The sequence below is a fragment of the Hamadaea sp. NPDC050747 genome, assembly GCF_040654195.1.
Lineage (GTDB): Bacteria > Actinomycetota > Actinomycetes > Mycobacteriales > Micromonosporaceae > Hamadaea.
Map to the genome: position 1 here is coordinate 172,854 of NZ_JBFAHM010000013.1, position 26,086 is coordinate 198,939.

Annotated in this window: 23 protein-coding genes; 18 read left to right on the forward strand and 5 right to left on the reverse strand. The window is 70.7% G+C overall.

What is annotated here, in order from left to right:
* Window positions 1-21 precede the first annotated feature (21 nt).
* Genes AB0H43_RS29590 through AB0H43_RS29645 form a run of 12 tightly spaced genes read left to right on the forward strand, consistent with a single transcriptional unit; the run spans window position 22 to window position 11,231 of the window.
* Window positions 22-1,257 (forward strand): phage tail sheath subtilisin-like domain-containing protein, encoded by a 1,236-nt coding sequence (locus AB0H43_RS29590; protein ID WP_360004631.1) that lies wholly within the window; start codon window positions 22-24, stop codon window positions 1,255-1,257.
* Window positions 1,258-1,259: 2 nt separating this feature from the next.
* On the forward strand, window positions 1,260-1,739 hold the full coding sequence (locus AB0H43_RS29595) for a phage tail protein (protein WP_360004633.1): 480 nt from the start codon (window positions 1,260-1,262) through the stop codon (window positions 1,737-1,739).
* A 7-nt stretch (window positions 1,740-1,746) separates the two neighbouring features.
* Entirely contained in the window at window positions 1,747-2,676 is a 930-nt protein-coding gene (locus AB0H43_RS29600; protein WP_360004635.1) for a hypothetical protein, read from the forward strand.
* Window positions 2,676-3,422 (forward strand): hypothetical protein, encoded by a 747-nt coding sequence (locus tag AB0H43_RS29605; protein ID WP_360004636.1) that lies wholly within the window; start codon window positions 2,676-2,678, stop codon window positions 3,420-3,422. Before AB0H43_RS29600 ends, AB0H43_RS29605 begins: the two co-directional genes overlap by 1 nt.
* Window positions 3,419-5,002 carry a phage baseplate assembly protein V gene (locus AB0H43_RS29610; RefSeq protein ID WP_360004638.1) on the forward strand — a complete coding sequence of 528 codons (1,584 nt, stop codon included), beginning with the start codon at window positions 3,419-3,421 and terminating at the stop codon, window positions 5,000-5,002. Before AB0H43_RS29605 ends, AB0H43_RS29610 begins: the two co-directional genes overlap by 4 nt.
* 16 nt (window positions 5,003-5,018) lie before the next feature.
* Window positions 5,019-5,357 (forward strand): hypothetical protein, encoded by a 339-nt coding sequence (locus AB0H43_RS29615; protein ID WP_360004640.1) that lies wholly within the window; start codon window positions 5,019-5,021, stop codon window positions 5,355-5,357.
* Window positions 5,354-5,797, forward strand: a complete 444-nt coding sequence (locus tag AB0H43_RS29620) for a GPW/gp25 family protein (RefSeq protein WP_360004642.1) — start codon at window positions 5,354-5,356, stop codon at window positions 5,795-5,797. The genes AB0H43_RS29615 and AB0H43_RS29620 overlap by 4 nt, the downstream gene beginning before the upstream one ends.
* A complete protein-coding gene (locus AB0H43_RS29625; RefSeq protein ID WP_360004644.1) occupies window positions 5,794-8,463 on the forward strand; it encodes a putative baseplate assembly protein in 2,670 nt (889 codons plus the stop codon). The genes AB0H43_RS29620 and AB0H43_RS29625 overlap by 4 nt, the downstream gene beginning before the upstream one ends.
* Entirely contained in the window at window positions 8,444-8,947 is a 504-nt protein-coding gene (locus AB0H43_RS29630; RefSeq protein WP_360004646.1) for a phage tail protein, read from the forward strand. Before AB0H43_RS29625 ends, AB0H43_RS29630 begins: the two co-directional genes overlap by 20 nt.
* Before the next feature lie 17 nt (window positions 8,948-8,964).
* A complete protein-coding gene (locus tag AB0H43_RS29635; RefSeq protein WP_360004648.1) occupies window positions 8,965-9,966 on the forward strand; it encodes a hypothetical protein in 1,002 nt (333 codons plus the stop codon).
* 10 nt (window positions 9,967-9,976) lie between these two features.
* Window positions 9,977-10,462 carry a hypothetical protein gene (locus tag AB0H43_RS29640; RefSeq protein WP_360004650.1) on the forward strand — a complete coding sequence of 162 codons (486 nt, stop codon included), beginning with the start codon at window positions 9,977-9,979 and terminating at the stop codon, window positions 10,460-10,462.
* A 13-nt stretch (window positions 10,463-10,475) separates the two neighbouring features.
* Window positions 10,476-11,231 carry a hypothetical protein gene (locus AB0H43_RS29645; protein ID WP_360004652.1) on the forward strand — a complete coding sequence of 252 codons (756 nt, stop codon included), beginning with the start codon at window positions 10,476-10,478 and terminating at the stop codon, window positions 11,229-11,231.
* Window positions 11,232-11,337: 106 nt separating this feature from the next.
* Here the strand turns inward: AB0H43_RS29645 and AB0H43_RS29650 are convergent, their stop codons facing one another.
* Window positions 11,338-11,592 (reverse strand): hypothetical protein, encoded by a 255-nt coding sequence (locus AB0H43_RS29650; protein WP_360004654.1) that lies wholly within the window; start codon window positions 11,590-11,592, stop codon window positions 11,338-11,340.
* A 116-nt stretch (window positions 11,593-11,708) separates the two neighbouring features.
* Here AB0H43_RS29650 and AB0H43_RS29655 point away from each other — a divergent pair, with 116 nt between their 5' ends.
* Window positions 11,709-12,569 carry an NAD(P)-dependent oxidoreductase gene (locus AB0H43_RS29655; RefSeq protein WP_360004656.1) on the forward strand — a complete coding sequence of 287 codons (861 nt, stop codon included), beginning with the start codon at window positions 11,709-11,711 and terminating at the stop codon, window positions 12,567-12,569.
* A 30-nt stretch (window positions 12,570-12,599) separates the two neighbouring features.
* Window positions 12,600-13,163 (forward strand): hypothetical protein, encoded by a 564-nt coding sequence (locus AB0H43_RS29660; RefSeq protein WP_360004658.1) that lies wholly within the window; start codon window positions 12,600-12,602, stop codon window positions 13,161-13,163.
* Window positions 13,164-13,186: 23 nt separating this feature from the next.
* On the opposite strand, the gene AB0H43_RS29665 is transcribed toward AB0H43_RS29660, so the two are convergent.
* From AB0H43_RS29665 to AB0H43_RS29675, 3 genes are all read right to left on the reverse strand, one after another.
* Entirely contained in the window at window positions 13,187-16,048 is a 2,862-nt protein-coding gene (locus tag AB0H43_RS29665) for a glycoside hydrolase family 2 TIM barrel-domain containing protein (RefSeq protein WP_360004659.1), read from the reverse strand.
* A gap of 82 nt (window positions 16,049-16,130) precedes the next feature.
* Entirely contained in the window at window positions 16,131-17,468 is a 1,338-nt protein-coding gene (locus AB0H43_RS29670) for a hypothetical protein (protein ID WP_360004661.1), read from the reverse strand.
* A 153-nt stretch (window positions 17,469-17,621) separates the two neighbouring features.
* The gene (locus tag AB0H43_RS29675) at window positions 17,622-19,688 is read right to left on the reverse strand and encodes a M3 family metallopeptidase (RefSeq protein ID WP_360004662.1); all 2,067 of its coding nucleotides are present in this window, start codon (window positions 19,686-19,688) and stop codon (window positions 17,622-17,624) included.
* Window positions 19,689-19,783: 95 nt separating this feature from the next.
* Here AB0H43_RS29675 and AB0H43_RS29680 point away from each other — a divergent pair, with 95 nt between their 5' ends.
* The 4 genes from AB0H43_RS29680 to AB0H43_RS29695 all read left to right on the forward strand — a co-directional run bounded on the left by AB0H43_RS29680 (window position 19,784) and on the right by AB0H43_RS29695 (window position 25,304).
* Window positions 19,784-20,851 (forward strand): hypothetical protein, encoded by a 1,068-nt coding sequence (locus tag AB0H43_RS29680; protein ID WP_360004664.1) that lies wholly within the window; start codon window positions 19,784-19,786, stop codon window positions 20,849-20,851.
* A 181-nt stretch (window positions 20,852-21,032) separates the two neighbouring features.
* Complete coding sequence (locus AB0H43_RS29685) at window positions 21,033-21,929, forward strand: DUF559 domain-containing protein (protein WP_360004666.1); 897 nt, start codon at window positions 21,033-21,035, stop codon at window positions 21,927-21,929.
* A 50-nt stretch (window positions 21,930-21,979) separates the two neighbouring features.
* Complete coding sequence (locus AB0H43_RS29690; RefSeq protein ID WP_360004668.1) at window positions 21,980-22,891, forward strand: LLM class F420-dependent oxidoreductase; 912 nt, start codon at window positions 21,980-21,982, stop codon at window positions 22,889-22,891.
* A gap of 52 nt (window positions 22,892-22,943) precedes the next feature.
* Entirely contained in the window at window positions 22,944-25,304 is a 2,361-nt protein-coding gene (locus AB0H43_RS29695) for a DUF4132 domain-containing protein (RefSeq protein ID WP_360004670.1), read from the forward strand.
* A 15-nt stretch (window positions 25,305-25,319) separates the two neighbouring features.
* Here the strand turns inward: AB0H43_RS29695 and AB0H43_RS29700 are convergent, their stop codons facing one another.
* Window positions 25,320-25,955 (reverse strand): LysE family translocator, encoded by a 636-nt coding sequence (locus tag AB0H43_RS29700; RefSeq protein WP_360004671.1) that lies wholly within the window; start codon window positions 25,953-25,955, stop codon window positions 25,320-25,322.
* Window positions 25,956-26,086: the final 131 nt, after the last annotated feature.

Sequence of the window (26,086 nt, forward strand, 5' to 3'; positions counted from 1 at the left end):
CCTCACCACCGAGGAGTTCACATGCCCAACTACTTCTCCCCCGGCATCTACGTCGAGGAGGTGCCCAGTGGCGCGCGGCCGATCGGCGCGGTGGGCACCAGCACGGCGGGCTTCGTCGGGGTCGCCCCGAATCCTGCCGCCGTCTCCGACCGCGCGGTCCCGGTCAACAACTGGACCGAGTTCCTGAACGTCTTCGCGTCCGGAGTGGACAACCCGCAGGGCACTCCGTTGTCCCGGGCGGTCTTCGGCTTCTTCGACAACGGCGGCACCCGATGCTGGGTGGTCAACGTCGGGACGAACGGCCAGATCAGCGGCACCGGCCGCAAGCGGGCCGGGCTGCAGCTACTGGAGACGGTCGACGAGCTGTCGATCGTGGCCGCGCCCGGGTTCCACGGCGCCGTCGCCACCGAGGCCCTGCTGAGCCTGGCCGAGCGGCTGCGGACCCTGGTCGCGATCTGCGACCCGGCCCCGGACGTGGACGACATCGCCAGCCTGACCCGGGTCGGCACGCCGACCGACAAGCCGGCCAAGCCGCCGAAGCCGGACGACGCCACCGCCGCCCCAGCCCCGTCGGCTTCGGCAGACGAAGTCGGCAACCGGCCGCGGCAGTCGGAGTTCGGCACTTTCTACTACCCCTGGATCACCGTGCGCGACCCGCTGACCGGCGACCTCGTCGACACCCCGCCGTCCGGGCACATCGCCGGGATCTGGGCGCGTACCGACGCGCTGCGTGGCGTGCACAAGGCTCCGGCCAACGAGCCGGTGCGCGGCGCGGTCGACCTCGCCCGTCAGCTGACCCGCTCGGAACAGGACGTGCTCAACCCCAAGGGGGTCAACTGCATCCGGTCCTTCGCCGGCGAGGGCATCCGCGTCTGGGGCGCCCGCACCCTGGCCGCCGAGGCGAGCGAATGGCGCTACCTCAACGTACGCCGCCTGACGATCTCGCTGGAGCAGTCGATCGCCAACGGCACCCGCTGGATGGTGTTCGAGCCGAACGACTACACGCTGTGGCGCTCGATCCGGCGCGACATCGGCGCCTTCCTGACCCGGGTCTGGCGCGACGGCGCGCTCCTGGGGCGTACGCCGGAGGAGGCGTTCTTCGTCAAGTGCGACGAGGAGACCAACCCGGCCGACGTGCGGGACGCCGGGATGGTGGTCGCGCACATCGGCATCGCGGTGGTCAAGCCGGCCGAGTTCGTGGTGTTCAAGCTGAGCCAGTGGGCCGGCGGCACCGAGACCGAGACGATTGGGAGCTGACAATGGCACAGGCCACCCCGCAGCCGGGCGCGCCGGTCGACCCCTACCGCGCGTACAACTTCAAGCTGCTCATCAACGGCGTCACCAACGGGCACTTCACCGAGGTCTCCGGGCTCGAGTTCACCATCCAGCGGCTCGCGTACCGGGAGGCGGGCAACGACCGCATCCGCTTCGTGCCCGGCCAGGTCGACTACGAGCCGATCGTCCTCCACTTCGGACTGACGCAGTCCCGGGAGATCTGGGACTGGGCCAACACGGCGGCCAAGGGCGCGGTCAACCGCCGCAACGTCTCCATCGTCCTGCTCGACGCGGCCGGCACCACCGAGGTGCTGCGCTGGAACGTCATCAACGCGTGGCCGACGCGGTGGCGCGGGGCGCACCTCAACACGCTCGCGCAGGAGATCGCGATCGAGTCGATCGCGCTGGCCTACGAAAGCCTGGAACTGGAGACCGGCAGTGGCGCGGCGGCCAAGCCTGCCTAGCCGGGGAGTGCTCGCGCGAACCGCCAGGAGTTCGGTCAGCCTGGCGGCCGGGTTGCTCCGGCGGGCGGCGTCGGTTCTGGACCCGCCGGACCAGACGCCCGCGCCTCGCCGGCCGGGCCAGCCCCCGGAACACTGGCTCGCGCTGGTCACCGCGCACGCGCCCGGCCTGCTGCGCGATGCTCCGGCTCCAGACGAAGGGGTACGCCCAACGGCGTACCCGGGTTGGCCGGTCGCGTCCGACCTTCCGGCACCCGTGACGTCCTCGGGGCGGCCGCTGCCGACCGGGCCCGCCTTGGTGACGCCGCCCTCCCCCTCCCCCGATTCGCACCGGATCAGGGATCTCGGTCGAATCTTGGGCCAAGATTCGACCCGGATCCCTGATCCGGTGGTGACGTCTTCGCGCCCGGGGACGCCGGTGCCGCTCGCTCGGCGTACGCCGGGCGCGGTGGACCCTCCGGTGGCCCGCGCGGTCGTCACACCGGGACGGGAGGTGCCGGTGGGACCGGCGCGGTGGCCGGCGTTGCCCGGCGAACCGCCTGTGGCCCCGGTGCGGTGGTCCACCGCGGACACCGGCAGCGCCGTAGGCGAGGTACGGGCCGCCAGGGTCACCACCACGCCGCCGCTGCCGGTGCCGCCCGCCGTTCGGGCGTCGGCCTCCCACTCGCCGACGTCTCCCCGTTGGCACCAGATCACGGATCCCGGTCGAATCTTGGACCAAGATTCGACTCGGATCCCTGATCCGGTGGTGACGCGGGCGCGTAGGGAGGTGCCGATGGCACCCGCTCGCCGGACGGCGCATCCGGTGGAGCGCAGCGCACCGGATGCGGCGAGTCCGTGGCCGGAGCTGCCGGACGACGCCGAGCTGTGGAGCGCCGTGCCACCGCTGTTCACCCCCGAGCGGGTCGCTCGGCTCGACCGGGAACAGGCGGGTGGCTGATGGAACGGGTCGCCTTCCTCATCGACGAGACCGGAGTACGCGTGGACTGTCTGCTCAATCCGGAGACCGTCCAGGTCACCCGGCTGGCCGGGGTACGCCCGCGGTCGTCGGCGGCCGGGCAGATCACCGGGCAGGGGCTGGCCGACGATCCGCTGATCTTCACCGGCGGTGGGCGTACCGAGCTGACCTTGGACTTGTTGTTCGACATCGACTTCGTGGAGGCGCAGATGCGCCCCACCGACGTACGCGCGCTGACCCGTCCGTTGTGGATGCTCGCGGAGAACTCGGCGACCGAGCACGGCTGGCCGCGCCCGCCGAAGGTCTTCTTCGCCTGGGGCAAGGCGTGGCTGGTGCCCGGGATCATCGTGGCGATCGCCGAGCGCTTCGACGCCTTCACCCTCACCGGTACGCCGAAACGGTCGTGGCTGCGCCTGAAGCTGGTCCGGGTGGCGGAGTCGGCGGATCAGGCGCAGGCGGGTTTCTCCGAGGAGCTCGCCGCCGCCAGTACGCCCGCCGCGCCGGGCACGGCGATCGTGGCCACCGGCGACGGGCGCGCCGCCGGCGAGACGAGTACGCAGGGCGGCACCGGCGTACGGTTCGATCTGCTGGCCCATGACGCGTTGGGCTCGCCGCTGCGCTGGCGGCTGCTGGCCGAGCACAACCGCATCACCAACCCGTTCGAGGTGGAGGCGGGGACGGCGTTGGCCGTACCGCCGCTCACGGGGACGGCCGGTGATGCGCCGTGACCGCCGTGACGCCCCACGCGCTCACCGTCACGGTGCAGGGCGCCCCGTTGCCGCCGTCGGCGCTGACCCGGCTGGTGGGCGTACGCGTCTCGGCCCGGCTCGACCAGCCCGGCCAGTGCGAGCTGGCCTTCACCGCCGATCCGGGGTCGGGGGCGGATCCGGCGATGTTCCCGCTCGGGGCGGCGCTGGCCGTGCGGCTGGACGACACGACCGGTGACCTGTTCACCGGTGAGGTGACCGCCGTCGAGGTCGAGTACGCCGCCGACGGCGCCCCGCTGTTGCGCGCGCGGGCGTACGACCCGTTGCATCGGCTGCGCAAACATCAGGAGCTGCGGGTCTTCGAATCGGTGACGGTGTCGGACCTCGCCGGTGAGCTAGCGGGAAAGGTCGGTCTGACTGTCGACGCCGCCGACGATGACGGAGGCCCCCGCGTCGAGCGCCTGCTGCAACACCGGCAGACGGATCTGGAACTGCTCGTCGAGGTCGCCGGGCGGGCCGGGCTCCACCTGGCGGTGGACGGCGACACGCTCCGGCTGATCACTTTGGACGGCTACGGCTTGCCCGTGCCGCTCGACCTGGGCAAGACCCTGCTCGGCGTACGCGTCGAGGCCAACCTCGACCAGGCGGCCGGCGACAGCACGGCGCTCGGCTGGCATCCGCAGCGGGCCGAGCTGATCGAGCAGTCCGCCGGGTCGGCCCGGTCCGGCCGGAGGATCCCGCTGCGGCCGGATCCCGGCGACGTCGGGGCCGGCGGTACGCGTACCGCGGTCAACCAGCCCGGTCGCAGCGACGACGAGCTGGCCGCCCTGGCTCAGGCCTGGCTGGACACGAGGACGGCCGCTTGGGCGACCGCGACCGGTACGGCCGACGGCGACGGGCGGCTGCGGCCGGGGCGGCGGATCGCGATCGGCGGGGTGGCTGAGCGGTTCTGCGGGGCGTACGTGCTGACCGAGGTGGTGCACACGATCGACGTCGCCGGGCATCTGACCCGGTTCTCGACCGAGCCGCCGCCCGTGCCGGCGCAGTCTTCGGCCGCGGTGCTCACCTTGGGTTCGGTGACCGATGTGGACGATCCCGATCGGCTGGGCCGCGTTCGGGTGGACCTGCCCGCGTACGGGGGTCTCGACGCGGGCTGGCTGGCCCTCGCCCTGCCGGGCGCGGGCCGGGGCAAGGGCATCGTGGCGCTGCCCGATCCGGAGGACACCGTCCTGGTGGCGTTGCCGGGCGGCGAACCGGCCGCCGGGATCGTCCTCGGCTCATTGTTCGGCACGGTCGAGCCTTACGACGCCGGGATCAACGACGGCAAGGCGCAACGCTGGTCGATGCGCACGGCGTACGGGCAGAAGATCGTCGTGGACGACGGTGGCCGCAGCCTGCGGCTGGAGACCGAGGTGGGCAGCTACCTGGAGCTGACCCCGGACCTGACCACCCTGCACGCCGCGACGCCGCTGGTGCTGCAGGCGCCCGGCAAGGCGATGGTCATCCGGGCGCGGACCGTCGACTTCCAGCACGCCGACGCACCCGAGGACCCGCAGGCGGCGGCCGAACAGGCGGCCGCCGCGGCGAGGCAGAGCGGCTGAGGGGAGGCGGACGCCGATGGAATGGATCGACCTCGAGTCGGTGATCAAGTGCGACCACGACGGCCGGGTGACCAACCAGGCCTCGCAGCACTGGGTCACCATCGGCCGGGTGCCAGTGCTGGTCGCGACCGACCCGGAGGGGCGCGACATCGTCGCCTGCCCCAACTACGGCCCGACGATCAAGCCCTGCGCGAAGACCCTGAAGGTCACGGTCGGCTACAGCGAGCGGCTGAAGATCGACGGCCACGAGATCGTGCTGTCGCATCTGGACGGCCTGACCGACGGCACCCCGCCCGGCTTCGTGCACTACAAGGTCCGTGATCCCCAGCAGACGTTCGTGAGGTCCGACCTATGAAGGCGATCCGGTTCCTGGGCGCCGGGTTCGACGCGGCCGTCACCGGCGGGCTCGGCCTGACCTCCGCCGGGACGCTGGCCATGACCGACGGCGACGAATCCGTGCGGCAGGCCCTGTTCCTGCTGCTCTCGACGACCCCGGGCGAGCGGCTCATGCGCCCCGGCTACGGCTCCCGGCTGCATCGGCTGCTCTTCGCGCCCAACGACGACACCACCGCCGGGCTGGCCATCCACTACGTACGCCAGGCGATCGCCCGCTGGGAGCCGCGCGTGGACGTGATCGACGTCGACGCGCACCCGGACCCGGACGCGCCGTGGCGGCTGCTCATCCGGCTCGACTACCGGGTGAAGGCGAGCCTGTCGCCGGGCGTCCTGGCCTTCTCGGTGGACCTCGACCCCTACGCCCAGCCCGGCTCCGAAGACGCGGGAGACCTCCGATGACCCTGCCCGTGCCCAACCTCGACGACCGGACCTTCCTCGACCTCGTGACCGAGGCGCGGGAGCGGATCCGGCGGTCCCACCCGGACTGGGACCTGTCCGTCCACGATCCCGGCATCGCCCTCGTCGAGGTGTTCGCCCACCTCACCGAGGTCATGGTCTACCGGCTGAACCAGCTGCCGGAGAAGGCGTACGTGGCCTTTCTGAACCTCCTCGGCGTCAGTCGGCACGCCCCCGCCGCCGCCTGGGCCGACGTGACCTTCACGCGTACCGGGTCGGACCAGGGCGCGATCCGGATCCCGGCCGGCACCCGCGTCGCCGCGGCGCGGGGCGCCGATCCGCAACCGGTCGTCTTCGTCACCACCGAACCGGCGCTGCTGGCCTCCGGCCAAACCGAGATCACCGTCCGCATGCACCACTGCGAGCTGGTGGAGGCCGAACTGCTCGGCACCGGGACCGGCGAACCCGGTCAGGTCCTCCGAGCGGCGCGCGCGCCGCTGGCGCATACCGCCGAGTCACTGGATCTGCTGCTGGGCGTGGAGGTCCCGGCCGGATCAGTGGAGTTGGGCGCGGCGGCCCGGGAACACGAGGGGCGTACCTATGAGATCTGGCGGCCGGTCGCCAACTTCGCCGAAGCCGGCCCGACCGCGTCCGGTCAGGCGAAGGTCTACGTCGTCGACCGCTCCACCGGCACCTTCACCTTCGCGCCCGCCGTCGATCTGCGTACCCCTGAAGCCTCCGACGGCCTGGCCACGCTCGCCGCCGTGCCGCCCGCGGGCCGGCAGGTCCGGGTCTGGTACCGCGCGGGCGGCGGCCCGGCGGGCAACGTCGGCGCGGACACCCTGACCGGGCTGCGTGATCCGCTGCCCGGGGTGAAGGCGACGAATCCGCAGCCCGCCCGCGGTGGCCGGGCGATGGAGTCGATGGACTCCGCGATGCTGCGCGGCCCCTACGAGTTCTTCGCTCAGCAACGCGCGGTGACCGCGCGCGACTACGAGATCCTCGCGGCCAAGTCCGGCGCGATCGCCCGTGCCCGCGCCTTCACCCGCGCGGACGTCTACAGCTTCGCGCGACCCGGCGAGGTCGAGGTCGTGCTGGTCCCGTCGGTCCCGGACGAGGCGCGGCCCGGCGGCCGCCTGCCGGTCGCGGTGCTGCACGACCACGAGGTCGAGGAGGCACGCGACCGCGCCGAGGCCGACCTCGAACGGCGCCGCTCGCTGGGCACGAGCTGCCGGGCCACCTGGGCGCGCTACAAGGCCGTCTCGATCCAGGCCACCGTGGTGGTACGCCGAGAGGAGGACGCCGAGGCGGTCGCCCGTCGTATCCACGACCGGCTTTACCAGACGCTCAGCCCACTGCCGACGGCGTTGAACCCGACCGGATGGGCGTTCGGCGAACCCCTGCGTGCGTCCAATGTGTACCGGATGCTGGAGCAGGCCGAGCCGGGTGTGCGCTACGTCGACGACGTCCGCTTCGTGGTCGCCGAGGCGCCCGACACCGCCGTACGCTGCCTCGCGGCCGACCAGTACCAGCCGCGAACCTGGTATGCCGGGACCGGCGGGGTGCTGTTCCGCTCGACGAACGGCGGCGCGGGCTGGGAGGCGGTCGGCCGGTTCGACGGCGAGACCGTCGTCCGCGTCGTGCCCGCGCCGGCCCCGTCCCGGCCCGGGATCGTGCCCCGGCCGGGGTCGGTCGCGGTCCTCACCCACCGGGACACGGGTTCCCGAGTGCACCTGACGACGGACCTCGGCGAGACCTGGGCTCAGCTGTCCGGATTGGACTCCCGGGCGCAGGACGTCGCCTGGCTGGACCGCGACGGGGTCGGCATTCTGCTCGTGGCGACCGACACCGGGCTTTACGAGGTCCCGCTGCTGCCCGGCTCGGTTCCGCTGCCGATCCAGGTCGACGCGGCCGACGCCGACCGCGGCTTCTACGCCGTGCGTACCTTCGTCTCCGAGCGCGGCGTGGCCGGAGTGGCGCTGGCGGCGATGGCCAAGTTCGGCGTCTACTTGTCGACGAACGCGGGCCGCGGCGGCTCGTACGCCAACGTCGGGCTGGCCAACACCGACAACCGCGTGCTGTCGGTCCAGTACGACGGACCGGCGACCCTGCTCTGGACCGGCACCGGCGAAGCCGATCCGCAGAAACCCGGGCACGGCTGCTACCGGACAAGGCTGTTCGAAGCCGACGTGAAGTGGCAGGGCCTCCAAGGGGGCTGGACCGGCGGCACCTGCCGGGCGCTCGACTTCGCCGGCGGGCTGGCCGTCGCGGCGACGCAGAGCGGCGGCGTGCTCAGCCTGGACACGCTCGCCGCCGATCCCCAGTGGAAGACCGTCTCGGTCAATTGCGGTCTGCCACTGCGCGACCGTACTCGGTTCGTCCCGGTGGACGCGGTCGCCTGTTCGTCCGGCGCTTCGTCTTCGGGCGCTTCGTCTTCGGGCGCTTCGTCTTCGGGCGCTTCGCCTTCGGGCGGCGCCGGGGCCGGGGCGGGCCGGCTGATCCTGGCGGGCGGCGCGAACGGCGTCTTCCGCAGCCCGACCGGGGTGGAGTGGACGGCCAGCGCCAACCAGTCCACCGCCGACGTCGTCACCGTCCCCGACACCTGGCTGCTCTGCTCCGGCGAGCACGACATCAAGGTGGTGCAGCAGGATGCGCCGAGCGGCGATTGAGCGGCTACTGCCGGCCGCGTACCAGCGGGCCGCCGTCCCGGGCAGCGTGCTCGGGGCGCTGCTCGACGCGATGGAGACCCTGCACGAGCCGGACGAACGGCTCCTCGCCGACGTCGACTCGCTCTTCTCGGCGTACCGCACCTCGGCGGCGCTCGCCGCGTACCTGACCCGATGGGTCGCCCTCGACCAGGTGATCGCCGCACCCTCCGGCGCCCGCCTGCCGATCCGCCCCGGCGACCTGCGCAACCTGGTCGCCATCGGCGCACACCTCGCCCAATGGCGCGGTACGCCCTACGGACTGTGCCGCGCCCTGGAGGTCGCGACCGGCGTACCGGGTTTCACCGTGGCGGAGCCCGCCGACCGCCCCTTCCATCTGATCGTCCGCGTACCGCCGGCCGCCGCCGACCGGCTGGCCCTGGTCACCCGGCTCGTCGCCGTGGAGAAGCCGGCCGCCACCACCTTCGAGCTGTCTGTCTCGTCCTAATCACTCAAGGAGCCCCCATGACGACCGAGTGGGCCGTGGTCCCCCTCGCCGAGCAGTTCACCCTGAACGCGGAGAACGCCGGCGAACTCAAGTTCAGCGTCACCAATCCGGGCGTGGCCGCCGACACCGTGGTCTTCGATGTGGTCCCCGGCGACGGCGCGCAGCGCGACTGGTTCTCCGTCGACGAGCCACAGCGGCGGGTCGGTCCCAACGAATCCGTCGAATTCCTGGTCAAGCTCAAGATTCCGGCCGGTACGCCGCCCGCCCGCGCGGACGTCGTGGGGTTGGCGTACTCGGCGAACACCGCGCCCGAGGAGTCCTCGCGGACCAGCGGCCGGGTCGCCTTCGAGTGGAAGCCGAAGGAGAAGCCCAAGCCGGTGTGGCCGTGGATCGCCGCGGCGGTCGCCCTGGTGCTGCTCGTCGGCAGTGTCGTGACCTGGCTGATCGTGTCGAACAAGGGCAAGCCGGAGGTGCTGCCCAGCAGCAGCCCGTCGGCGTCGCCCACGCCGGTCACCCCGATCAACCTCACCTTCGAGGGCGAGAACCTGGTCGCCGGGGCGCAGCTGTTCCGGAAGAACGGCGCGACCCAGGTGGTCATCCAGGACAACTGCTGCAACCTTGTCTGGAGCGGCAACCGGCAGCTGTGGTTCCAGGCGCACGCCGTGGACGAGACGCTGTCGGTCACCTTCGAGACCAACCGGGAGGCCACCCTCGCGCTGCGCACCGTACGCACGACGTCGTTCGACTACGCCGACACCGTGTGGACTGTGGACGGTCAGCTCGTCGGCGGCACCTTCGCCGGGTACACCCCGGACGTGCGGAAGACCGTGCTGCAGACGGTCGGCTCGTTCAAACTGGCCGCCGGTACGCACACCCTGACCCTGCGCATCGTCGGCAAGAACGCGGCGAGCGCCGGGTACTACGCCGGAGTCGACCAGATCGTGATCACCTCCAGCGGCATCTTCGTCAACCCGGGAGATCTCGTGCTCATCACGAAGATCCCCCTGATCAAGCCGTGAGCCCGCGATCGTGAGCGGCAAACAGAAGGTGCTGCTGATCAGCCTCGCCGTGGTGCTGGTCGTCCTCTTCGTGCTGGCGGTCGGGCTAGGCAGCCGCCGCGGCGAGGGCGACCCGGCCGCCCCGCCCGACTTCCTCAGCTGGCTGAGCAAGTTCGGGGCGAAGCAGTCGGCGGTGGACCCTGAGACGGTCACGGCCGACTGCGCGGTCGACGGCAAACCGGCCACCTTCACCTTCACCGGGACCTGCACGCTGACCGTGGCCGACCCGGGCGGGCTCAAGACGCTGACCCTGCGTAGCTCGAAGGCGTTCGCGGTCAACGCACCCGCGCCCGGCGGCGCCGGCGTACGCGTCAAGGACACCGTCGAGCCCTCACCGCAGCCGTCGCCGACCCCGGATCAGGCGGTCGCCCAGGTTGCGGTGGACACGACGACCGAGATCGTGCTGACCTGCCCGGGCCTCGGCGCCCAGTGCACCGTCGTCGCGACCGCCGGATGACCCGGGAGGAGACATGGGCGAACTACGCAAACCGTTCCTGCTCCTGGCGTTCCTCGCGGTCACCCTCGTCGTGCTCGTCGAACTCGGCTCGGGGCTCATGCTCGGCGGGCTGGACGCGTCGAACGCGTTGGCCCACACCGCCAACGGGATGGACGTCGACCTCGGCGACGTCGGCAACGTCTCGGAGCCGCCCGGCCGCGGCATCATGTACCTGGCCTTCATCGACATCATCGCGCTCTACACGACCGGTCTGTTCACACTGAGCCTCGTCGTGCCGGACCGCGTACAGGGGCGGGTGCAGGGCATCGCGACGCTGATCGGCTCGATCATCCTGATCATCGTCTCGATCGTCATGCTGATCATCGCGTTCGTCGAACTGATGATCATGATCTCGCTCGTCTTCGCGTTCCCGTTCGGGACGATCGCGTACCTGGCGATCTGGGGGTTCTTCCCGGTCGCGAAGGCGTCGGTCATCGTCGGGCTGCTGATGTTCCTCAAGCTGGCCTGGGCGATCCTGCTGATCCTGGCGCAGCCGCGCTTCCTGCAGAACAAGGGGCTCGTACTGCTGATTCTGACCTCTTTGGTCTGCACGCTGTGCCTGGAATTCCTGCACGGCCTGCTGCCGATGATCTTCGTCAGCATCCTCGACGACATCGGCGCCATCATCTTCGCGATCACCGGGATCGTCTGGGGCATCGTGCTGCTCATCGGCTCGATCCCCGCCATCGTCAAGGCGGTACGCGTCACCGCCGCCCTCACGAAGTCCTGACGCGTACGTTCGGCGCACGCTCGGCGCTGGATCAGGGTTCCGGGTCGAATCTTGCCTCAAGATTCGACTGTGAACCCTGATCCAGCGCCGTCACTCAGCCGAGCGATCAGGCGTCGAAGGCGGGCTTGGCGCCGAGCAAGTCGTCCTTCGCGGTAGCGGCGGCCCGCTTCGCGGCGTCACCGGCCCGCGGCGAGTCGCTCAGCTCGGCCTCGACCTCGTCGATCATGACGGCGAGTTCCTGGTCGACTGCCTTGTCCCGGCTGCGCTTGCGGCGAACCGCGTACGCCGTGACAGCGGCCGCCGAACCCGCGGCGATGACGCCGGCCGCGATGTACGTCTTCTTGCTGGGCATCTTGGGCACGTCCCCTTCCCGAGATCCTCCCGTGGTCCCGCGGATCAACCTAGCGGCCCGTCTGGGCGGTTCGCAGAAAAACGGCGATTTGTCGGCACGGACGGCGTACGGGCAGGATGAGGGGCATGACACGGGTAGCGGTGACCGGAGGAAGCGGCAAGCTGGGCCGGGCAGTGGTGGCGGATCTGCTCGCCCACGGCTACGAGGTGCACGTCCTGGACGTGGTGCCGCCGAGCGATCCGAGAGCCCGGTTCACCCGGGTGGACCTGTCCGACTACGGGCAGGTCGCGGGCGCGCTGACCGGCGTCGACGACCGGTACGCCCAGCTCGACGCGGTGGTGCATTTGGCGGCGCTGCCCGCGCCCGGCGTCGCCCCGAACGCGGTGATCTTCCACAACAACGTGACGGCCAGCTACAACGTCTTCGAGGCGGCCCGGGTCGCCGGCATCCGCAACATCGTGTGGGCCTCCAGTGAGACGCTGCTGGGCCTGCCGTTGGACATCCCGCCGATCGCCATCCCGATCGACGAGACGCATCCGCCCCGGCCCGAGTCGGCGTACTCGCTCGGCAAGCTGGTCGACGAGACCATAGCGGCGCAGTTCTGCCGCTGGGATCCCCGGCTGAAGATGATCGGGCTGCGGTTCTCCAACGTCATGGAGCCCGCCGACTATGCCCGCTTCCCCGCCTTCGACGCCGACGCCCGGCTGCGCAAGTGGAACCTGTGGGGCTACATCGACGCCCGCGACGGCGCCCAGGCCGTACGGAAAGCGCTGGAGTACTCGACGCCGGGGCTGGAGGTCTTCATCATCGCCAACGCCGACACCGTGATGAGCCGATCGTCGGCGGAGCTGGCCGCCGAGGTGTTCCCCGAGGTCACCGTGACCCGGGAGGTCACCGGCACCGAGACGCTGCTCAGCATCGACAAGGCCCGCAAGCTGCTGGGCTACGAACCTGAGCACAGCTGGCGCACCGATTCGTCGCGGTAGAGCCGGCCGGCGACGCACTAGAGTATGTGAATGCTCTTATGGCTGCGGCGCAACGTGTTCTGGCTTCGCGTGGAGGCGGCCTTGACCGTCGTCAGCCTGCTCGCCCTGGGCGTCGCCGAGCCCCTCCGGGGACCGTCCGAAAAGGATTTACTTGACGAGCTCGGCCGGCGGATCGTGACGGTGCTGGAGCACGCGTCCCTGACGGAGCATCACGATCACGGGCACGACATCGCCCAGGGCGATCGAGTGCTGTGCGTGGCCGAGGCCTTCGGCCACGAACCCGCCGACGCCCGGCGCATCGAGGAGGTGCGCTGGGCGTACGCCTACTACCTGTGCGCCGCCGCTCCGGCCGGCACCCCCTGGGACGTGGCACCGCGCATCTCCGGCCCCGTCGCGGTCCAGCTCAGCGAGCCGCCCGTGGTACGCATCGCGCAGTCGGGCGCCGGCTATCCCGAACGAGTCAAAGCGCTGATCCCGGCGCGCTATCAGGCGCGCGTGAACGGATTCACCGACAGCTCGATCCCGGACAGCCTCCGGAAACGCTACGCGGCCGAAGTCGCCGACACACCGGCGACACCACAGTCAACTCCATGATCAACGGAAGAAAGGCGGGCGGGTCAGGCGAGGGCGCTGAAGGTGACGGCGAACGACATCGGGGCGGCGGTCAGGTCGTAGGCGGGCAGCGTCTTCGGTCCGCACGAGGCCGACCCGATCCCGTGCTGGGCGTGGTCGACGTTGACCCAGACCCGCTCCCCCGCGACCAGATCAGGCGTGTGCCGAGCCGCCGCCAGCTCCTCCGACGTCCACCGCCGAGCGGTGAGCTGGAAGACCGGATCACCCTCGATCCGCAGCCCGAGTCCGGAGAAGTCGGTCAGCTCGGCCCAACGGACGTCGATGCGAGCCCCGTTCTCCTGGGGCCGGACGTAGGGCGTCTGGAGCTTGTCGACAGTGGACTCGAAGCGCCCGATCCGGGCGGCCTGCCGGATGTCGGCGTAAGCCTCGCCGGGGCCGCCGCCGTACCAGGTCACCGCGTCGATCATGCCGGGCAGCCCGAACCGCAGCCCGAACCGGGGCAGCACGACCGGCCACTCCCCGTCCGGCTCGATCGCCAGCTCCAGGCGCAACCGCTCCTCGTCACCCGTCCACCGGTACGTCGTGAACAGGCCGAAGTCGGCGGCGGCCGCCGCGGCCCGCGTACGCACGACGAGCGTGTCACCCTCCACAGTGGAGGAGATCAGCCGCTCCCGTACGCGGTCCAGCCCGTGCTGCCGCCACTGATCGGCCAGTTTGCCGGTGAAGCCCTCGTCGTTGTCGGTGGGCGCGCGCCAGACGTCCAGTCGTGGCGAGTGGAACGTGACGCCGCCGATGCCGGTGAGCCGCCCGTTCGTGAAGCGCCCGGGACCCACCCGCTGCAGCGAGGCAGGCCGCCGCAGCGCGTTGAGCGGCCTAGGAGACCAGGCGACCGCCTGCCACTGACCCCACGCGATCTCATGCTCGGCCGCCGCCCACGGCGTGTCCTTGGCGAGCACCGCCCGGACCGTCCAGTACGCCTCCCCCGGCGGCGCGCCCTTCGGCGCGGGTGGCAGCGGCAGATCGGCGTACGCACCCGGGGCCAACGGCGGGCAGGTCAGCTCGCCCGCACTCAGAACCACTCCCTGCACCTGGTACGACCACCGCAGGCGGATGTCGGTCAGCTCGGCGAAGTCGTAGAGGTTCGCCACCCGTACCGCACCGCCCGAAGGGGCCGGCGACAGCCTGATCGGCTCGACGACCTTCTTGAACTCGAGCAACCCCGGCGACGGCGTACGGTCCGGGAAGACCAGCCCGTCGCAGACGAAGTTGCCGTCGTGCAGCTCCTCGCCGAAGTCGCCGCCGTAGCCGTAGATCTCCTGGCCGTCGGCGTCCCGCGTACGCAGCCCGTGGTCGATCCACTCCCAGATGAACCCGCCCTGCAGGCGGTCGTGCCGCTCGAAGAGCTGCTGGTACTCCAGGATGCCACCGGGGCCGTTGCCCATCGCGTGGCCGTATTCGCACAGGATGAACGGCATCCTGCGGCGGCGCGCGTCCAGCTCGGCGTCGTCGAGCGCCGTCTCGGCGCCCTGCCCGATCAGGGCGACCTCGTCCTGGTGGGCGTACATCCGGGAGTAGACGTCGACGTAGCGGCAGGAGCGGTCGCCCTCGTAGTGCAGCGGCCGGGTCGGGTCCAGCCCCCGGATCGCCTCGGCCATGTGCCCGAGGTTCTCCCCGACGCCGGCTTCGTTCCCGAGCGACCACAGGATGATCGACGGATGGTTCCGATCACGGGCGACCATCCGGACCGCCCGGTCGACGAGCGCCTCCCGCCAGGCCGGATCGTCCGCCGGATTACGCCGCCAGCCGGTCTCCTCGAAGCCGTGCGTCTCGAGGTCGCACTCGTCGATCACCCAGAACCCCAGCTCGTCGCAGAGGTCGAGGAACCGCGGGTGCGGCGGGTAGTGGCTGGTGCGGACGGCGTTGATGTTGTGCCGCTTCATCAGCAGAAGGTCGGCGCGCATCAGCTCCTCGCTCATGACGCGGCCGTGATCGGGGTCGAACTCGTGCCGGTTGACTCCCCGGAGCAGGATGCGCCGGCCGTTCACCCGCAGCACACCATCCACGATGGACACCGTACGGAAGCCGACCTGCACGACGGCGCGTTCCGTCGCGGTCGCCACTTCGACCCGGTAGAGCCGGGGCGTCTCGGCCGTCCACGGCTGCACCGGGCGGCTCACCGATTCCCCGGCCGCGACGTCGATCCCCAGCTCGGCGCAGGTCACCCGGGCCTCGCCGCCCGGCACGCCGACCACCAGCGTGCCCAGGCCGGTGCTCTCGGCGTAGGAGCTGGTGACCTGGATGTCGGGCAGACCGGCCGTGGGCCGGGCGATCAGCGTGACGTCCCGGAAGATCCCCGGAAGCCACCACATGTCCTGATCCTCGACATACGTCCCCGCGGACCATTGGTGCACGCGGACCGCGACCACGTTGCCGGTCGGGCGCAGCAGGTGGCCGACGGCGAACTCCACGGGCAGCCGCGAGCCGAATGTGACGCCCAGCTCGACGCCGTTCAGCCAGACCTTGCCGCACGAGTCGATGCCGTCGAACCGCAGCACCGCGTCCCCGCCGGGCCAGTCCGCGGGCAGGTCGAAGACGAGCCGATGGTCGCCGGTGGGGTTCTCGTCGGGCACGAACGGCGGGTCGATCGGGATGGGAAAGCGCACGTTCGTGTAGATCGGGCGGCCCCACGCACCGTCGCCATGCAGCGGCCAATGTGACGGCACCGGCAGCTCCGCCCAGCTCACGTCGTCGAACTGCGGATCCGCGAAGTCCTCGGGCGCCCCGGCCTGCGGCCACCACCGGAACCGCCAGGTCCCGTTCAAGCTCAGCCGGGGCGCGTCGGAGACGACGTGCGCGCGCGGCGCGAGGCCGCCGGTGCCGGGCGAGATGACCTGGTGGTACGCCACTGGAACTCCCGTGTTACGAGGTGGTGCGCTGTCGTGCCCCGCCAATGTAGCCGATTGATCATGGCGGGGCCGTCCGTGCAGCTCAGTACCGCTTGATGAACCGGATCAAGTCGGCCTCGACCGCCGCCCAGCCGCTGTGGAACGACAGCGGCGACGCCTCGGCGAACGACCGCCCGCCGCGGACGACCCGGTTGAAGAAGTCGATCAGGGCGGCTCGGCCGAATCGCTGTTCGAGCCGGTAGACGGCCAGGAAGGCGACGCCGTAACGGCCGTTGGCCGCGGTGACCGAGGCGTTGTCCGCCGGGGAGTTCCCGGGCAGCTTCCCGTTCCAGCCCGAGTCCGCGAAGCGCCGGGTCACCGAGGTCGCGTCCCAGGTCAGACCATGTTCAGCCGCCTCGGCGTAGCCCTCGATCAGCCACCAGTTGTTCGACCAGTAGTACGTCCCGTACGCCGACGCGGTGTGGGTCAATTCGTGCCGCATCACGCCGGGCAGATAGGACGCGCTGATCTCGGCGCTGTTCAGCACGACATCGGCGCTGTACGGGCCCGTCGAGAGCGAGTAGCCGATCGCCCATTTCGCGCGCTGCCCGCCGAACCATGTCTTCCACTCGCCCTTGCTCGCGAGGTAGACCCGATACTGGTCCGGTTTCCGGTCGCCGACGGCGTACTGGTCGGCTTTGGCCGCGCCCTTCTCGGCGGCGGCGAGCGCGGCCGGCAGCCGCCCGCGGAGCGAGGCGGTCGCGGCGACCATCGTGCGCGGCCCGATCGCCACGTACAGATCGGCCAGCTCCCACGGATGCGTGTTCTCATACCAGTGGCTGCCGGTCTTGCTGGGGCTCAGGGCGATCAGCTGAGGCCCGTCGGCGGTGTCCTGCCAGACCGACGGCTCGACGACGCGTACCGGGGCACAGTCCGGCCGGACGAAGCACACGTCGATGTTCAACGCGACCTTCCACTGTCCTGGTTTGTCGCCGCCGAGCAGCGCCCCAGCGTTGACCCGGTACACCGAGACCCTCATCGCCGTCAGATTGCGGTACTGCCGCCGCAGCATCGCCGTCGCTCCCGGCGACGTCGCGACCTGCAGGTACGTCGCCTGGTCCTGGGCCAGCAACGCCCCGGCGAGCTTGGTCAAGGCCGCCGCCACGCCGTCCCGGACCACCAGCATCCGCAACGCGGTCGTGTCCCCGACGGAGGTGGGGATCGTCGGCTTCGGGGACGGCGTCGGCATGGGCGGGAGCGCGATCGAGTGCCGGTTCGGCCGGAACGCGTACGCGGCGGCAGCGGCCCCCGGCAGGCCCACGATCAGGGCAAACGCGACCAACAGCAGCACTACGCGGCGGGCGGTCGAGCGCCGCGCGGTCGGAATGTGCGGCGTAGGCGAGTCAAGGTGCGTCGAGGGATCAAGATCAGCGGAGGACACCGGCGGAGCTTAGGGCCTGGTGACGTGATCTCGCTGCCCCGGTGGGCGTACCCGGAAAATCGGTCGTCGACGACGCTGGATCAGGGTTCTCGGTCGAATCATGACCCGTGATTCGACCGAGAACCCTGATCCAGCGGGAAGGGCGTACGCGGGTCAGGCGCGGTCGAGGCCCCGCCGCGTCAGCAACGGCTCGATCTGCGGATCCCGGCCGCGGAAGCCCCGGAAGAAGCTGAGGGCATCCGCCGTCCCACCCCGCGACAGCAGCTCGGTGCGGAAGGTGTCGCCGCTGCTCCGCAGCAGGCCGCCCTGCTCCTTGAACCACTCGACGGTGTCGGCGTCGAGCACCTCGCTCCAGATGTACGAGTAGTACCCGGCGCTGTAGGACGCTCCGGTGAAGATGTGCGCGAAGTACGTCGTCCGATAGCGCGGCGGCACCGCCGGCACGTTCACCCCGGCCTTCGTGAGCGCGTCGGCCTCGAACGCCTGGACGTCGTCCAGCAGCCCCGGCGTCGCCAGATCCTCGACGGTCAGCGTGTGGTACGCCAAGTCGAGCAGGGCGGCCGCGAGGTATTCGGTCGTCGCGAAGCCCTCGTTGAACTTGGCCGCCGCCTGCAGCCGGTCGACGATCTCCTGTGGCAGCCGCTCCCCCGTCTGGTAGTGCGTCGCGTAGTTGCTCAGCACCTCCGGCCACAGCATCCAGACCTCGTTCACCTGCGAGGGGAACTCCACGAAGTCCCGCGGGACCTTCGTGCCGGTGAACTTGGGATAGCGGACGTTGGAGAACAGCCCGTGCAGCGCGTGCCCGAACTCGTGGAACATCGTCCGGACCTCGTCCAGCGTCAGCAGCGTCGGCTCACCGGCCGGCGGCTTGCTGATGTTGAGGTTGTTCACCACGACCGGCTTGGTCCCGAACAGGTGCGACTGGGTCACGAGGCTGTTCATCCAGGCCCCGCCCCGCTTGGCATCCCGGGTGTAGAAGTCGCCGTAGAACAATCCGAGCGCGGTGCCGTCTTCGTTGAAGACCTCGAAGACCCGCACGTCGGGGTGGTAGCCGGGCAGGTCGTGACGCTCGGCGAAGCCGAGGCCGTAGAGCTTGCCGGCGGCGTAGAACACGCCGTCGACCAGGACACGCTCCAGCTCGAAGTAGGGCCGCAGCTCAGCCTCGTCGATGTCGTAACGCTGCTTGCGGACCTTCTCGGTGTAATAGGCCCAGTCCCAGGCCTCGACCGCGAAACCGCCGCCCTCCGCGTCCACGACCGCCTGCAGGTCGGCCAGCTCGGCCTCCGCGTTGGCCACGGCCGCCGGCGCCAGCTTGGCCAGCATGCCCAGCGCGGCGTCCGCGGTGCGCGCGGTGTTGTCCTCGATCTGGTACGCCGCATGATGCGGGTACCCCAGCAGTCGCGCCCGTTCGGCGCGCAGCTTCACGATCCGGCGCACGAGATCGGACGTGTCGTTGTCGTTGCCCTGCGCTCCGCGTACCACTGAGGTCTGATGAATCCGCTGGCGCAAGCCGCGGTCGTGCAGGGACGCGAGCGGCGGCTGGGCGGTCGGCAGGATGAGCGTCAGCGCGTAGCCGTCCAGGTCGCGGGCCTTGGCCGCCTCGCGGGCCGAGGCGATCGCGTCGTCGGAGAGGCCGGCCAGCTCGGCGGGGTCGGTGACCACGACGGCGCTCTCGTTCGTGTCGGCGAGCAGCTGGTTGCTGAAGGTCGTGCACAGCGTCGCCAGCTCGGCGTTGTACGCCCGCAGCCGCTCGGCGTCCTCATCGGACAGTTGAGCGCCCGCCCGGACGAACTCCGTGTGGTAGCGCTCGAGCAGCCACGCCGACTCCGGATCGAGGCCCAGCGAATCGCGGCGGTCGTAGAGTGACTTGATCCGGGCGTAGAGCCGCCGGTCGAGGAAGATGGCATCGCTGTGCGCCGCCGTCTCGGGCGCGATCTCGGCCTCGATCGCCTGCAGGCCGGGCGTGGTGTCAGCACTGGTCACGTTGTAGAACGCGAGGGAGACCCGCTGGAGGAGCCGGCCCGAGCGCTCCAGCGCGACCAGCGTGTTCTCGAACGTCGGCTCGTCGGCCTGGGCGGCGATGGCTTCGACCTCGGCGCGCTGCTCGGCCATGCCGGCTCGCAGCGCCGGGAGGTAATGCTCCTCGGCGATCCGATCGAACGGCGGAACCTCGTAGGGCAGGTCGCTGGGGATGGCGAACGGATTGTCGGCCGGCAGCATCAAACGCGCTCCCTCTCATAGTCGCATGCGGTGCAGCCGACTCTACTCGCGGGTGGTCGCCCGTCGAACCACATTAACAAGGGCATACTTGCCCAGTGAGTGATCTTCCGGCCCCGATTCCCCCCGCTCTCGGAACCGTCGTGGAAGTCGTCCAACCCACCCACAATCAGGGCAACGCGGCCACCGGCGGGATCTGGCTCGTCCACGGCTCCGCCGCGTCGGCGGTGCTGAAAATCGCCCGGCCGCCGACCGACCCGCCGTCGGGCAACCCCGCCTGGCCGACCAGCGACGACCCCGCGCACTGGAACTACTACCGTCGCGAGCCGTTCGCCTACCGTTCCGGGATCTCGTCCGCCTACGGCGACTTCGGCGTGGCCGCTCCTACGCTGATCTCGTCGTCGGACCGGCCGGACGGCTCGGTCGCCCTGTGGCTCGACGTCGTCACCGGTACGCCCGGCACCTCGTGGCAGCCCGCCGACTTCCAGGCGTTCGCCGAACGGCTGGGCGCGGCCCAGGCGTCGTTCGTCGGACGCGTCCCACCGATGCCGTGGCTGTCCCGCGGCTGGCTTCGTTCCTATGTGGAGCGTACGCCGATCTGGGCTCGCTACGAGGTCGACTGGGACCACCCGTTGGCGCAGGTCTGGCCGGCAGCCGTCCGGCAACGGCTCGCCGCGCTGTGGTCCGCTCGGCTGTCGCAGGTGGACCGGACGGTCGCGGCTCCACGCACCCTGGCCCACCTCGACGTCTGGATCATGAACCTGTTCTCCTCCCCCACCGGCTTCACCCTGCTGGACTGGGCCTTCGTCGGCGAAGGCGGCATCGGCGAAGACCCCGCCAACCTCATCGTCGACAGCGTCACCGACGGATACCTGCCGGTCAGCCAACTCCCCGACATCGACGCCGCGGTCACCGCCGGATACGTCGCCGGACTGCAAGCGGGCGGATACCCCGGATCACTCGCCGACGTGCCGTCATACATCCGCGCGTACGGGGCGGCCAAATACTCGTGGCTCGCCCCGGCGGTGCTCGGACGGTGCATCGCCGAAGGAACCGTCGGGCACCCGTCGTACGGAGTTCGCGGAACCGCGGAAGAGGAACTGACGCGGCTCACCGGATTGGTCACGATGCTCGCGCGATGGGCGGACGATCTCCCCCACTGCTGACCGGACGGACGGCTGGACGGGCGGGCTGCCGGGCGCTGGTCCGGGTGCGGGGATGATCCACATCCCTATCGGTGTCGGTTTGGCGGCCGAATGTGACGCCGATCGGGATGTGGATCATTCCCGGTCGGCGCGATATCCACAGCCCTAGCGCGAGCCGGCGCCCGTGCCGCAGATTTGCCGCATGGATCGGTCTCTGCGCGCGGCACTGGACGCGGGCGACGGCTACGCGAATCGCGCCGACCATCCGGAGGTCCCGACCTGGGCGTGGTCGAACGCCGTACGCCGAGGCCGGCTCGTCCGCATCGGGCCGGGCTTCTTCGCCGCCCCGGACTCCGTCGACCACGACCTCCGGCTCCGGGTCGCGTTGGCGTACAGCCGTGGCACCGGAGCGCTCAGTCATCTGTCCGCGCTCGCCGTGCACGGCGTGCGGGCGCAGCGGGAGGCCGAACCGATTCATCTCACCGTGCCGGCGTCTATTCGCCTCCGCAGCGCCGATGGCCTGGTCGTGCACCATCGCGACGTCCCGGAGTCGGCACTTCTCCGACGTCGTGGTTTCGAGGTGACCACGCCGGCGGCGGCGTTGGTCGATTCCTGGCCGCTGCTGGAGTCCGCAGAACGGATCGGACTGATCATTCAGACCACCGCCGATCGTCTCGTCTTGGCCGAGCACGTCCTCGGCGAGCTGCCACGGCGCCCTCATCTGCCCGGCCTCGCCGAGCTCCGGACGCTGGCGGGTCGCCTGATGAACGGATGCCGCAGCGCGCTGGAACTCTGGGGCGCCGACCACGTCTTCACCGGCCCCGACATGCCCCCGTTTCTGCGCCAAGCACCGATCATCCTGAACGGCCGTACTCATTACCTCGACGTCTTCGCGGAAGCGGAACGGGTGGATTTCGAGCTGGACGGCGCGGCCTGGCACGGCAGCCCGGCGCAGCGGGAACGGGACCTGCGACGCGACTCGCAGCTGGCGGCGGAGGGCATCCACGTGGTGCGGTTCAGCTATGCCCGGCTGATGCGCGAGCCACTCCTCGTCCGCGATGAGGTGCGGCGCATCCTCGCCGAACGACGAGGACGGTGACACCTTCGCCGAGCGATGATCCACCGCTCGTTTCGTGGCAAGGTGGGGGCATGCGGCTTGCTGTCTTCATCGAACCCCAGCTCGGGGCCTCCTACGACGACCAGCTCCGGATCGCCCAGCACGCCGAGGAACTCGGCTTCGAGGCGTTCTTCCGGTCCGACCACTTCCTGACCATGGGCAGCAACAGCGGCCTGCCCGGCCCGACCGACTCGTGGGCGACGCTCGCGGCGATCGCCGTACAGACGTCGCGGATTCGGCTGGGGACGCTGCTGACGTCGGCGACCTTCCGGTTCCCGGGCGTCCTGGCGATCACGGTCGCGCAGGTCGATCAGATGAGCCGCGGCCGGGTGGAGCTGGGGCTGGGGGCCGGTTGGTTCGAGGCGGAGCACACGGCGTACGGGGTGCCCTTCCCACCGGTCCGCGAGCGGTTCGAGCGGTTGGAGGAGCAGCTCGCGATCGTCACCGGACTGTGGACCACGCCGGACGGCGAGCGCTTCTCGTTCCAGGGCAAGCATTACGAGCTGACCGACTCCCCGGCGCTGCCCAAGCCCGCGCAGTCGCCCCGGCCGCCGATCATCGTCGGCGGGCACGGCAAGCGGCGTACGCCGGACCTGGCGGCCCGGTTCGCCGACGAGTTCAACGTGCCGTTCGGCACGGTCGAGGCGACCGGCGACGCGTACGCCCGAGTCCGTGAAGCCTGCGCCAAGGCGGGCCGGGAAGCGCCGGTGTTCTCGGCGGCGCAGACGATCGCGGTCGGGCGGACCGACGCCGAGGCCCGGAAGCGGGCCGAGGCGATCGGTCAGCAGCCGCCGCTCTTCGGCACCCCCGCCCAGGTCGCCGAGCAGATCGGGCGGTTCGCCGAGCTGGGCGCGACCCGGCTCTTCCTGCAGGTGCTGGATCTGTCCGATCTGGACCACCTCGACGTGATCCAGGGTGACCTCGCCCCGCGGTTGACTCCATGATCGACGGGTTGGGGGCGGTGGTTGTCGGACCGGCCGCCTAGACTCCGGCGGCGTGGAGCTTTCGGCGTACGCGGCCGACCTCGTCCGGGTCGTCTCCGATCCCGTGGCGGGCCAGGACGATCCCTTGTCTCAGCAGCCGGTGATCGAGGCACGGCTGTCCGATCACGACCTCGGCGCGCTGGCGGTCGCGGCCTTGCGGCGGCTGCCCGGCTTCGGCTACTCCACGCTGATGTACAGCCTCGATGTGGTGCTGCGGACGCGGCAGCCGCGGTTCACCCCGCAGACCTGCGCCGATCTCCTCGACGCGGTCGCGGGCCGGGCGGCTCGTGACGTAGGCGGCCATCCGTCGTTCGCCGTGAACGCCTTGCTGCACTGCGACGGGCCGTGGCCGCCCAGCACGGCCAAGAGCGTCGGTTCGCTGCTGCGGTCGCTGCTCAGACACGGCCGGTTCGGCGCGCCCTACGCATTGGTCGCGCTCGCCGCGATCTCCGATGGTCTGACCGGTGTCCTCGTCCGGCAGGTCTTCAAGAGCACCTTGCCGCCGATCGCTCAGGAGGAACTGTCCGTGCTGACGAAGATCGGTCCACCCGCGCTGTTGCCGATCGCCGAGTTGGGTGGCGACCGCGGCTACGACCTGCCACCGCCGTCGTCGGATCAATGGCGGCGCCTGGCCGAGTCCGACGAGTACCGGGCGCTCTGCTGGACCGCGCTGCGTACGGCGGCCGACCGCGCGGCTCGCATCCATAGTGGAGAGCTGCCGTTCGCCGCCGACAAGGCGTTCGATCATCTGGAGGTCGGGACGCTCGGCCGGGCCCTGCGCGTCCTGCTCCTGCTCGACGAACGTGAGGTGCCCGATCTGCTGCGGCCGCTGGTGTTCCAGGTCAGCGTGGCGCCGACGGCGGCCAAGACGCTGCCGTCGCAGGCGCTGCTCTACGAAGTCGCCCGGGCGGCCATCGACTTCCCGACGCCGGAAGTGCTGACCATCCTCCGCGAGGCCCGCTCCCGCGTACGCCACAAGGGCGTACCGAAGCAGTTGGATCGCAAGCTGAAGTTGATCGAGCTGGCGTTGGCCGATCGCCCGGAGGTCGCGACGCGGCTGCCTGATCTGGGCTTCGATCGCGAGGGCCGGCTGGAGATCGCGGCCGGTTCCCAGACGGCGGTGCTGGTGGCGACGGCCGGCGAGGTCACGCTGAGCTGGCATGCGGAGAACGGCAAGATCTCCGCGACCCCGTCCGCGGCGGTCAAGCGCGACCACAAGGAGGTCGTGGCGACGGCCCGGGATCTGCACAAGCGGGCGAAGGCCCACCATCGATCGTTGACCCGAGCGCTGGAGAGCAGCATCGCGGCCCCGGCCGAGCAGACCGTGGAGCGGTGGCGCGCGGAACTCGGCGGAACAGGCCTCGGCCTCGCCGTCGCGCGCGGCCTGATCTGGGAAGTCGAGGTCGCCTCTGGTGAGTGGCGGTCGGTGGTGCCCGAGGAGGACGCCTTCGTCGACGTCGACGGGGTGGTCGTCAAACCGGACGCGACGGCCGCCATCCGGCTGTGGCATCCGATTCGGTCGAGCGCCGACGAGATCCGGGCCTGGCGTGACCTGTTCCTGGCCCGCGGCCTCCGTCAGCCGTTCAAGCAGGCCTTCCGCGAGATCTACCTGATCACACCGGCCGAGGAGCAGAGCGGCGAGGAATCGCTCCGCTTCGCCGCGCACATCGTGCGCTACAAGCAGTTCTACGCCCTCGTCAAAGGCCGGGGCTGGAGTACGCCGCTGCTCGGCCCCTGGGACGCCGGTGACTTCGCCGAAGCCGTCCGGGTGTTGCCGGGCGGCCACTGGCGAGTCGTCCTCGACCAGGAGTACGCCGACGCCGAGGACGAATGCGCGGTCACCGGCCGGATCAGGTTCCATCGCCGGGAGGACGGCAGCTTCCGGCCGGCCCGGGTGACCGAAGTGCCGCCGCTGCTGTTCAGCGAAGCCATGCGGGACGTCGACCTGTTCGTGGGGGTCACCTCGGTCGCGGGCGATCCGGAGTGGACTCAGCGCCGGGAGCAGCATCACGCGTACTGGTGGCAGTGCGGCTTCGGCGATCTCACCGAGACCGCGCGGAGTCGCCGCGACGCGTTGGAGCGTCTCCTGCCTCGGCTGGTCATCGCCGACCGCTGCGAGCTGCGGGATCGGTGGCTCATCGTGCGGGGCGCCCGGCGTACCTACAAGATCCATCTGGGCAGTGGCAACATTCTCATGGAGCCGGACGACGCGTACCTGTGCATCGTGCCCGCCCACAAGAAGGCCGACCAGGTGTTCCTGCCGTTCAGCGACGATCGCCTGTCCCTCATCCTGAGCAAGGCGTTCCTCCTCGCCGAGGACGGCAAGATCACCGACGAGTCGATCCTCCGGCAGATCCACCCGGTCAGCGGCTGAGCAGCCGGCGGTCGATCAGTCGGCGGCGAGCCGGATCCCCAGCACGACCAGAGCCGTTCCCGCAACGGCGTCGGTCACCCGGCGGATGCGGACGGCGGCGGCCGCGCTGCCGGTCAGCCAGCGGCGGGCCAGCCCGACGCCGCCGATGATGAGCGCGAACCAGACCATCGCCTCGACGTCGTGCACCAACGCCAGCAGGACGCCCATCGGCAGCGCGGGCACGTCGGCCGGGAGGAACTGGGGCAGCATGGCGACGTAGAAGACGCCGACCTTCGGGTTGAGCAGGTTGGTCGTCATCCCCCGGGCGAACGCCCGCCAAGGTGAGACCAGGGCGACGTCCACGTCGGCCGCCGTCTTGGGCCGCCGGGCGTCCCGGAGCATCATGACGCCGAGGTAGATCAGGTAGATCGCACCCGCCACCCGCATCACGGTGTACGCCGTGCGCGAGGCCGTCAGCAGCACGGAGATCCCCGCCGCCGCGGCGGCGCCCCAGACGAGCGCGCTCGTGCAGATCCCGAGGGCGGTGGCGAAGGCGTGCCGGCGTCCCTGGACGACCGCCGTACGCAGAACGAGGGCGGTGTCCACACCCGGGATGATGGTCAGCAGCCCGGCGACGACGGCGAACGAGACGACCGCGGTGGTGAAGTCCATGGACCTTCACCCTACGTCGCCCGACGAACTGGCTGGATCAGGGTTTCGGGTCGAATCTTTGCCCCTGACTGCACTCCCGGCGGCTCGCCCGAGAGGCTCACCGGCAATCCGACGGAAAACCCTGATCCAGC

What these genes read in the sequence shown, in the direction of transcription:
- AB0H43_RS29675 (WP_360004662.1), bottom strand. Translation starts at nt 19,688, where the DNA reads ATGCTGCCGGCCGACAATCCGTTCGCCATCCCCAGCGACCTGCCCTAC.
- AB0H43_RS29595 (WP_360004633.1), top strand. Translation starts at nt 1,260, where the DNA reads ATGGCACAGGCCACCCCGCAGCCGGGCGCGCCGGTCGACCCCTACCGC.
- AB0H43_RS29605 (WP_360004636.1), top strand. Translation starts at nt 2,676, where the DNA reads ATGGAACGGGTCGCCTTCCTCATCGACGAGACCGGAGTACGCGTGGAC.
- AB0H43_RS29590 (WP_360004631.1), top strand. Translation starts at nt 22, where the DNA reads ATGCCCAACTACTTCTCCCCCGGCATCTACGTCGAGGAGGTGCCCAGT.
- AB0H43_RS29700 (WP_360004671.1), bottom strand. Translation starts at nt 25,955, where the DNA reads ATGGACTTCACCACCGCGGTCGTCTCGTTCGCCGTCGTCGCCGGGCTG.
- AB0H43_RS29660 (WP_360004658.1), top strand. Translation starts at nt 12,600, where the DNA reads ATGCTCTTATGGCTGCGGCGCAACGTGTTCTGGCTTCGCGTGGAGGCG.
- AB0H43_RS29685 (WP_360004666.1), top strand. Translation starts at nt 21,033, where the DNA reads ATGGATCGGTCTCTGCGCGCGGCACTGGACGCGGGCGACGGCTACGCG.
- AB0H43_RS29690 (WP_360004668.1), top strand. Translation starts at nt 21,980, where the DNA reads ATGCGGCTTGCTGTCTTCATCGAACCCCAGCTCGGGGCCTCCTACGAC.
- AB0H43_RS29625 (WP_360004644.1), top strand. Translation starts at nt 5,794, where the DNA reads ATGACCCTGCCCGTGCCCAACCTCGACGACCGGACCTTCCTCGACCTC.
- AB0H43_RS29630 (WP_360004646.1), top strand. Translation starts at nt 8,444, where the DNA reads ATGCGCCGAGCGGCGATTGAGCGGCTACTGCCGGCCGCGTACCAGCGG.
- AB0H43_RS29620 (WP_360004642.1), top strand. Translation starts at nt 5,354, where the DNA reads ATGAAGGCGATCCGGTTCCTGGGCGCCGGGTTCGACGCGGCCGTCACC.
- AB0H43_RS29635 (WP_360004648.1), top strand. Translation starts at nt 8,965, where the DNA reads ATGACGACCGAGTGGGCCGTGGTCCCCCTCGCCGAGCAGTTCACCCTG.
- AB0H43_RS29655 (WP_360004656.1), top strand. Translation starts at nt 11,709, where the DNA reads ATGACACGGGTAGCGGTGACCGGAGGAAGCGGCAAGCTGGGCCGGGCA.
- AB0H43_RS29615 (WP_360004640.1), top strand. Translation starts at nt 5,019, where the DNA reads ATGGAATGGATCGACCTCGAGTCGGTGATCAAGTGCGACCACGACGGC.
- AB0H43_RS29645 (WP_360004652.1), top strand. Translation starts at nt 10,476, where the DNA reads ATGGGCGAACTACGCAAACCGTTCCTGCTCCTGGCGTTCCTCGCGGTC.